General features: G+C 68.5%; 5 protein-coding genes. 4 read left to right on the forward strand and 1 reads right to left on the reverse strand.

Annotated features, from left to right (window positions below; genetic code table 11):
- Nucleotides 1–12: 12 nt before the first annotated feature.
- The 3 genes from asd (at nucleotide 13) to OMP44_RS21940 (ending at nucleotide 4,868) form a co-directional block, all read left to right on the forward strand.
- Nucleotides 13–921 carry an archaetidylserine decarboxylase gene (asd, locus tag OMP44_RS21930; protein WP_273862768.1) on the forward strand — a complete coding sequence of 303 codons (909 nt, stop codon included), beginning with the start codon at nucleotides 13–15 and terminating at the stop codon, nucleotides 919–921.
- A 67-nt stretch (nucleotides 922–988) separates the two neighbouring features.
- Complete coding sequence (locus tag OMP44_RS21935; protein ID WP_280311241.1) at nucleotides 989–2,749, forward strand: molecular chaperone; 1,761 nt, start codon at nucleotides 989–991, stop codon at nucleotides 2,747–2,749.
- 40 nt (nucleotides 2,750–2,789) lie between these two features.
- Nucleotides 2,790–4,868 carry an EAL domain-containing protein gene (locus OMP44_RS21940; protein WP_280311243.1) on the forward strand — a complete coding sequence of 693 codons (2,079 nt, stop codon included), beginning with the start codon at nucleotides 2,790–2,792 and terminating at the stop codon, nucleotides 4,866–4,868.
- A 30-nt stretch (nucleotides 4,869–4,898) separates the two neighbouring features.
- On the opposite strand, the gene serB is transcribed toward OMP44_RS21940, so the two are convergent.
- Nucleotides 4,899–6,053: a phosphoserine phosphatase SerB gene (serB, locus tag OMP44_RS21945; protein ID WP_273862765.1), complete on the reverse strand. Its 1,155-nt coding sequence runs from the start codon at nucleotides 6,051–6,053 to the stop codon at nucleotides 4,899–4,901.
- Nucleotides 6,054–6,242: 189 nt separating this feature from the next.
- Here serB and OMP44_RS21950 point away from each other — a divergent pair.
- Nucleotides 6,243–7,165, forward strand: a 923-nt coding sequence (locus OMP44_RS21950; RefSeq protein ID WP_280311246.1) for an AhpA/YtjB family protein, incomplete at its 3' end; no start/stop codon positions are given.

The following is a 7,165-nucleotide window of genomic DNA, read 5'->3' on the forward strand; positions in this document are numbered from 1 at the left end:
CAAGGACCTCTCATGAAACTGCAAGACCGTCTGTTCATCCTTGCCCAGCACCTGCTGCCGCACCATCTGCTGTCGCGGCTGATCGGTGGCTTCGCCGAGTGCCGGGTGCCCTGGTTCAAGAATCTGCTGACCCGCTGGTTCGTCCGTCACTATGACGTCGACATGCGCCAGGCCCAGGTGGAAGACCCCACCGCCTACGAGAACTTCAACGCCTTCTTCACCCGCGCCCTCAAGCCCGGCGCCCGTCCGCTGCCGGCCGCAGCCGACGTGGTGGTCAGCCCGAGCGACGGTGCCATCAGCCAGCTCGGCCGCATCGAGCACGGCCGCATCTTCCAGGCCAAGGGCCACAGCTACAGCCTGCTGGAGCTGCTCGGCGGCGACGGCCTGCGCGCCGCGCCCTTCATGGGCGGTCATTTCGCCACCATCTACCTGTCGCCCAAGGACTACCACCGGGTGCACATGCCGCTCACCGGCACCCTGAAGGAGATGGTCTATGTGCCCGGGCGCATTTTCTCGGTCAATCAGCTCACCGCCGAGAACGTGCCCGAGCTGTTCGCCCGCAACGAGCGGGTGGTGTGCATCTTCGACACCGCCGTGGGGCCCATGGCGGTCATCCTGGTCGGCGCCATGATCGTCGCCAGCATCGAGACGGTCTGGGCCGGTCTGGTCACGCCGCCCAAGCGCGAACTCAAGCGCTTCGCCTACGACGAGGCCGCGCGCGCGCCCATCACCCTGCGCACCGGCGACGAGCTGGGCCGCTTCAAGCTGGGCTCCACTGCCATCGTGCTGTTTGGCCCGGAAGCGGTGAACTGGTCCGCTGAACTCGGCGCCTTGTCCACCGTCAACATGGGGCAACTGCTGGGGGTTCCGACCACGTCGGCCCCCTTGACCACCGTTTCCGAGCCAGGGCCTCTCGCCTAGATGCGCGGTTCATTGCCCATCGAAACAGGAGTGTGCGCGGCGAATGGATAGCAAAAGGCCACAGCTCATGTTGCGGGTACCGACACCCGATCAGCGCAGCCTGACGTTTTGTGACGCCACGCCGGCCGGCCTCAAGCGCTGGCTGGAGCAATTGCCGCGGGCCAAGCTGGGCGAGTTCGCCCGGCTGCTCTACCAGGGTCTGCTGGAACTCAATCGGCTGATCCTGACGCCGGAAGCGCGTCTGCGCCTGCTCGAATCCCTGCGCCCGGACGTGCAGCGGGTCTGCCAGCTGCTCGAACGCCATGTGCTCAACCAGGCCATCGTGCTCGACGAGCGTTCGCGCAAGGTGGCCAATCTCTGCCAGGCCCTGCAGAACCTGCTGGCGGCCGGCTACAAGCTGATCGTGGTCGAGGAAAGCGACCGTGGCGAACGCAGCACGCTGCTGGCGACCGCCATCCAGCGCGCCCTGCGCGCCCTGCTCGGGCCGCTGATCCGCGCCGCCCAGCTCTACACCCCGGTGCACGACAACCTCTGGCTGGAGCTGCACCAGCTCTATCGGCTGGCGGTGACCACCGGCCTGCACAACCAGAAGATTCGCGATGAACTGCTGCCCGGCGACGGCAGCCAGACCATCACCCAGGCCTATGGCGCCGCCCTGCTGTTCGGCGCCGCGCGCTGCAACCAGTTGCGCCAGAGCCACATCGCCCAGCTGACGCTGCACCTGGACGACTGGGCCAGCCTGATCCGCCTGCAAGGTCCCGAGCAGAACGGCACCCTGATGGTGGTGGCGCCGCAGATCGACGCCCCGCCGCGCTATCGCTCGCTGTTGCGCGAAGCCAATCTCAGCGGTCTTCTCGGCCTCGCCCCGCAACAACTGGTGCAGGCCATCGAAGACTACCTGGCGCTGGCCCCGGAGCAGCGCCCCCGCGCGCGCCTGCCGGTGCACGGTGATCTGTCCCTGGATCTGCTGCAACACCTCGTCGGGGCCTGGGGCCAGGAGGCGGATCGCGCCTTCCAGCGCATGCCCGGCCAGGGTCAGGTGCAGGTCTGCATCGGCATGAGCGCCCTGCACTACCAGCTCTCGGGTGGTCAGGTGTTCGCCGACACCCTGCGCCTGTCGGCCGTATCCGCGCCAGAGACCTTTGCACCCAAGCCTAAGGACGACGTCTGGTCGCTGGCCTTCGACGCCGACACCCAGACACCCGACGCCCTGGACTGGAGCGCCGAGAACCTGGAAGAGATCCACTACGACGTCCTGCCCGGTGACGGCGAGGCAGCCAGTCCCGCCTTTCCGATCCATGCGGTGCAGGTGGTCAATCACAGTCCGGGCGGCTATTGCCTGAGCTGGAGTGGCGAGGTGCCCGAGCAACTGCAGGCCGGCGAACTGCTCGGCGTGCGCCTGCCCGAGGATCACAACTGGGGCCCGGCGGTGGTGCGCTGGGTCCGCCAGGTGCCGGGCAGCGGGACCCAGATGGGCGTCGAACTGCTGGCGCCCACCGCGCGCCCCTGTGGACTGCAGCTGCTGCGCAAGGCCGAGCAGAACAGTCAGTACCTGCGTGCCCTGCTCCTGCCGGAGATCAAGGCCATCGACCAGGCGCCGACGCTGATCGCGCCGCGACTGCCCTTCCAGGAAGGCAGCAAGGTGCAGATCAATCAGCAGGGCAACGAGCAGCGCGGCATGCTCGACCGGCGGCGCAGCATGACGGTCAGCTTCAGCGTCTTCGAATATCACCTGCTGGAGCAGAGCGGTACGCAGCCCAGCGGCGGATCCGCTGGCGGCGGCGCGCGTCAGGAAGAAGACTTTGACTCGCTGTGGAAGTCTCTGTAGCTTCGCTGAATCATCGTTATCGCCAGGGCGCGAATAGACCATGGCCGCCGAACACAGCGCGATCCGCCTGTTACTGCTCGAAGCATCGCAGAACGAGGCGGAACGCCTGGTCAGCCTGTTCCGCAATGCCGGACGGGCGACGCGGGCCCAGCGCCTGGCCGACCCCGCGGGTCTCGACGAACTGCTGTCCCAGTCCTGGGACCTCGCCATCCTCGCCCCCCCCTCGCCGGAACTCGACAGCCTGGCCGCCCTGCGCCAGTTGCGCCGCCGGATACCCCAGCTCGCCGTCATCCAGCGGGTGGCACCGGACGATCCCGCGGCGGTGCTCGACGCCCTGCGCCTGGGCGCCCGCGACGGCATCGCCAGCGACAACGACGAACACCTGCTGCTGGCCAGTCTGCGCGAACTCGGCAACCTGGCCGAGCGCCACGAGCGCCGGCGCCTGGAACAGGCCCTGGCCGAGGCCGAGCAGCGCTGCCAGCTGCTGCTGGCCAACGCCGTGGAAGCGGTCGCCTATGTCCACGACGGCCTGCATATTCACGTCAACTCGGCCTATGTGGAGCTGCTGGGCTATCCGTCCGCGGAAGACCTCGAAATCACTCCGCTGATGGACCTCATCGCCGCCGCCGACCAGCCGGCGCTGCGCGAGGCCTTTCGCCAGTTGCGCGACGATCCCCGCCCGCTCGAACTGGATTGCCGCTGCGTTCGCCAGGACGGCAGCACCCTTGGTGTGCGCCTGCGCCTGACGCCGGCCATCTATCTCGACGAACCCTGCGTGCAGCTGCACCTGCGCGAGGAACGCGCGGCCCCGGGCGCCGAGGCCCTCGAGGAACAGCTGCGCGAGGTGCGCTTCCAGGACATCCTGACCGGTCTGCTCAATCGCAGCCGCATGCTCGAATTGCTCGAGGATGCCCTGGAACGCGCTCGGCTCGGTGCGCCGGCCAGCTTCGCCTACCTCAGCATCGATCGCTATCCGACCCTGGTGGCCGAGCTGGGCATAGGCGCCATGGACGAATTGCTGGTGGTCCTGGCCGAGCGCCTGCGCGAGCATTTCGGCAACCTGGTGACCCTGTCGCGCTTCGCCGACGACGCCTTTACCGCCCTCCTGCCGCAGGCGGCCGACGCCAGCCTGGACAGTGCCTTCGAGCGCCTGCTCGGCCGTCAGGAGCGCCAGCCGCTGACCCTGGCCGGGCGCACCCTGGCCATCAGCTATTCCATCGGCGTGGTCAGCCTGGACAGCCATACCAAGAGCGCCGGCGACCTGGTGGACCGCGCGCACCGCTCCGCGCGCCAGGTCGCCCAGCGCGGCGGCAATGCCTGCAAACGCTACGATCCCCAGGAAGAGCTGGCCGCCGCCGCCAATCGCGGCAATCTGGTGGCGATGGTCAAGCAGGCCTTGCAGCAGAACGGCTTCCGCCTGCTGTTCCAGCCGGTGATCAGCCTGCGCGGCGGCAGCCACGAGTACTACGAGGCGCTGCTGCGCCTGATCAATCCCCAGGGTGAAGAGGTCTCACCGGCCGAATTCGCCCGCACCGCGCGCGACAGCGGCCTGAGCGGCCAGATCGATCGCTGGGTGATCCACCAGGCCATGCGCCAGCTCGGCGAGCACCGCGCCCGCGGTCATGGCACGCGCATCTTCGTGCATCTTTCGGGGGCGACCCTGGGCGATCTGGAGTTGTTGTCCTGGCTGCGGGAAACCCTGCAGGCGCAGCAGCTGGACGCCGAGGCGGTGATCTTCCAGCTCAGCGAAGAAGACCTGCTGGCCCAGCCGGAGCAGGCCCTGGCCATGGCGCAGCGGCTACGTCGCCAGGGTCATCCGGTCACCCTGAGCGGTTTTGCCGCCGGCGATCCGCCGCTGGCGGCGCTGCGCCTGCTGGTACCGGATTACGTCAAGCTGTCGGGCAAGCTGATCAAGGACCTGGCGCAACCGGACCATCAGGAGCGCCTCAAGGCACTGGTCGCCGAACTCAGCGCGCAGAACGTCCAGACCATCGCCCCCTTCGTCGAGAGCGCCAGCGTGCTGGCCCAGCTCTGGCAGGTCGGGGTGCACTTCATCCAGGGCTACTACCTGCAGGAGCCCAGTCAGGCGATGGACTACGAATTCCAGGCCGAGCACTAGGGCTTGGCCTGGAATTCGTAGCGCGCGGACTCAACCGCGGGTCAGGCGATCTTCCACGCCGAGCAGATAGAGCACGCCATCCAGGCCCAGCACGCTCACCGACTGGCGCGCGGACTGGCGCACCAGCGGCTTGGCGCGGAAGGCCACGCCCAGACCGGCCAGGGCCAGCATCGGCAGGTCGTTGGCGCCATCGCCCACGGCGATGGTCTGCTCCAGCGTCAAGCCTTCACGGCTGGCCAGTTCCTGCAGCAGATCGGCCTTGCGCTGGGCATCGACGATGGGCTCGACGGCGCGACCGGTCAGCTTGCCGTCGACGATCTCCAATTCGTTGGCATAGACGTAGTCGATGCCCAGCCGTGCCTGCACCTGGCGGGCGAAGTAGGTGAAGCCGCCGGAAAGGATGGCGGTCTTGTAGCCCAGCCGCTTCAGCTCGGCGAACAGCCGCTCGGCCCCCTCGGTCAGGCGCAGCCCGGCACCGATGTCCTCCAGCACCTCTTCGGACAGGCCCTGCAGCAGCGCCATGCGCTCGGTGAAGCTGGCGCGGAAGTCGATCTCGCCGCGCATGGCACGCTCGGTGATGGCCGCGACCCGCTCGCCGATACCGGCGGCCTTGGCCAGCTCGTCGATGACCTCGGCCTGGATCAGGGTGCTGTCCATGTCGAACACCGCCAGCCGGCGATGCTGACGCTGCAGCTCATCCGGCTGCCAGCCGATGTCGGCCTGGCCTTCCTGGGCCAGCGCCAGCAGGCCCGCGCGCAGCGCCTGGGGTTCGTGCGGCTCGCCGGTGACGCGCAGCTCCAGGGCGGCCCGTTCGGTCGCGCCCGGTTCGCTCAGGGCGCGGATGGCGTGGATGTTCAGGCCCTGCTCGCGGCACAGCGCGGCCAGGCGGGTCAGCGGCAGATCAGCCAGGGCGCGGCCCATCAGCGTCAGGACATGGGCTTCGCCGGTCTCCGGTGCGGGCTGCGCCAGGGGCGCCACCTGCAGACCCAGGGCCTGCAGCGCCTGCCCCAGCGCCGCGCCGGCACTCGCCGGACTGACCAGCAGGGTCACCGCGGCACTGTTGTCCAGACCCTGCTGCTGCAGCGATTCCAGCCGGGCACCGGCCGCGGCCAGGGCGCCGGTGAGAGCAGCCAACCAGTCGGCGGGCAGGATGCCCACGGCCTGGAGTCCGATAACGTCTTGCATGGCGATCCCCTCGCGGAAAAGCGCGCAGTCTACCCTTTCGCCTCGGCGGTGCCGAGCCGCGGGCACCGGCTGGCGGAGTGAGTCCACCGCCGGCCTCTTTTGCGGGCGAAGCCCTGCATTCGCCGTTTTCGCACCCCTGGCGCGCTGGTTATACTGGCCGCACATTTTTTGTCCAAAGAAACGATTTCTGTGACCCGCCCCGCGACCGTCAAGCCCGATAATTTCTTCCTGCTGATCTACCGAGCCCTGCGCCAGCGTCGTGTGCCGGTGGCCTTGCGCATCGTTTCCCACAGCCTGCTGCTGGTGGCGGCTGCCCTGGTGATCTATGCCGGCATCATGAGCATGCAGTTCCGCCATGCCATGCAGCAGCAGGCCGACGCCGTCGGCCAGAGCCTGGTGACCCAGACGGCCAATTCCGCCGCCGAATTGCTGGTGGCCAACGACAATCTCAGCCTCAACGTGCTGCTGAGCAACCTGGCGCGCAATCCGCTGGTGGCCCATGCCGCGGTCTACAGCCCGGACAACCGCGTGCTGGCCGAGTCCGGCACGCGCCCGAGCCAGGGCCTGCTGACCGCCACCGATGGCATCTACAGCACGCCGATCCGCTTCCAGGACGTCACCGCCGGTCAGGTGCGCCTGGCGCTGGACATGGACCAGTTCCAGCAGCCGATGATGATCAGCCTGCAGAACATGGGCCTGCTGGGCCTGATCCTGCTGGCGCTCACGCTGATTCTCAGCCTGCGGCTCGGTCGTCAGCTGTCGATTCCGCTGCTGGAACTGCGCGTCTGGCTGCGCGATCCCGATGACCCCGCACCGGGCGCCGGCCGTCTCGACGAACTGGGCGACTTGGCTCGCCAGCTGCAGAGTCGCCTGGTCCCGCCCAAGCCGCCCAAGGCGGAAGTGGCTGAGGCCGAGGACGACGATCCCTTCGCCGACGAGCAGGGTGGCCTGAGCGTCAAGCCGCCCGCACGCAAGGCTGCCGCCGCCAAACCGGTCGCGCGCAAGGCGCCAGCCGCGGGCGCCGACAGCGAACTGGACGCCGAGGCCTTCGCCGAGCTGGTGCCTGAGTCCTTTACCGAACCGCCACCCACCCCGGCCCCCACGGTGCCCTG

The sequence above is a fragment of the Pseudomonas flavocrustae genome (assembly GCF_029872515.1).
Classification (GTDB): Bacteria; Pseudomonadota; Gammaproteobacteria; order Pseudomonadales; family Pseudomonadaceae; genus Chryseomonas; species Chryseomonas aestiva.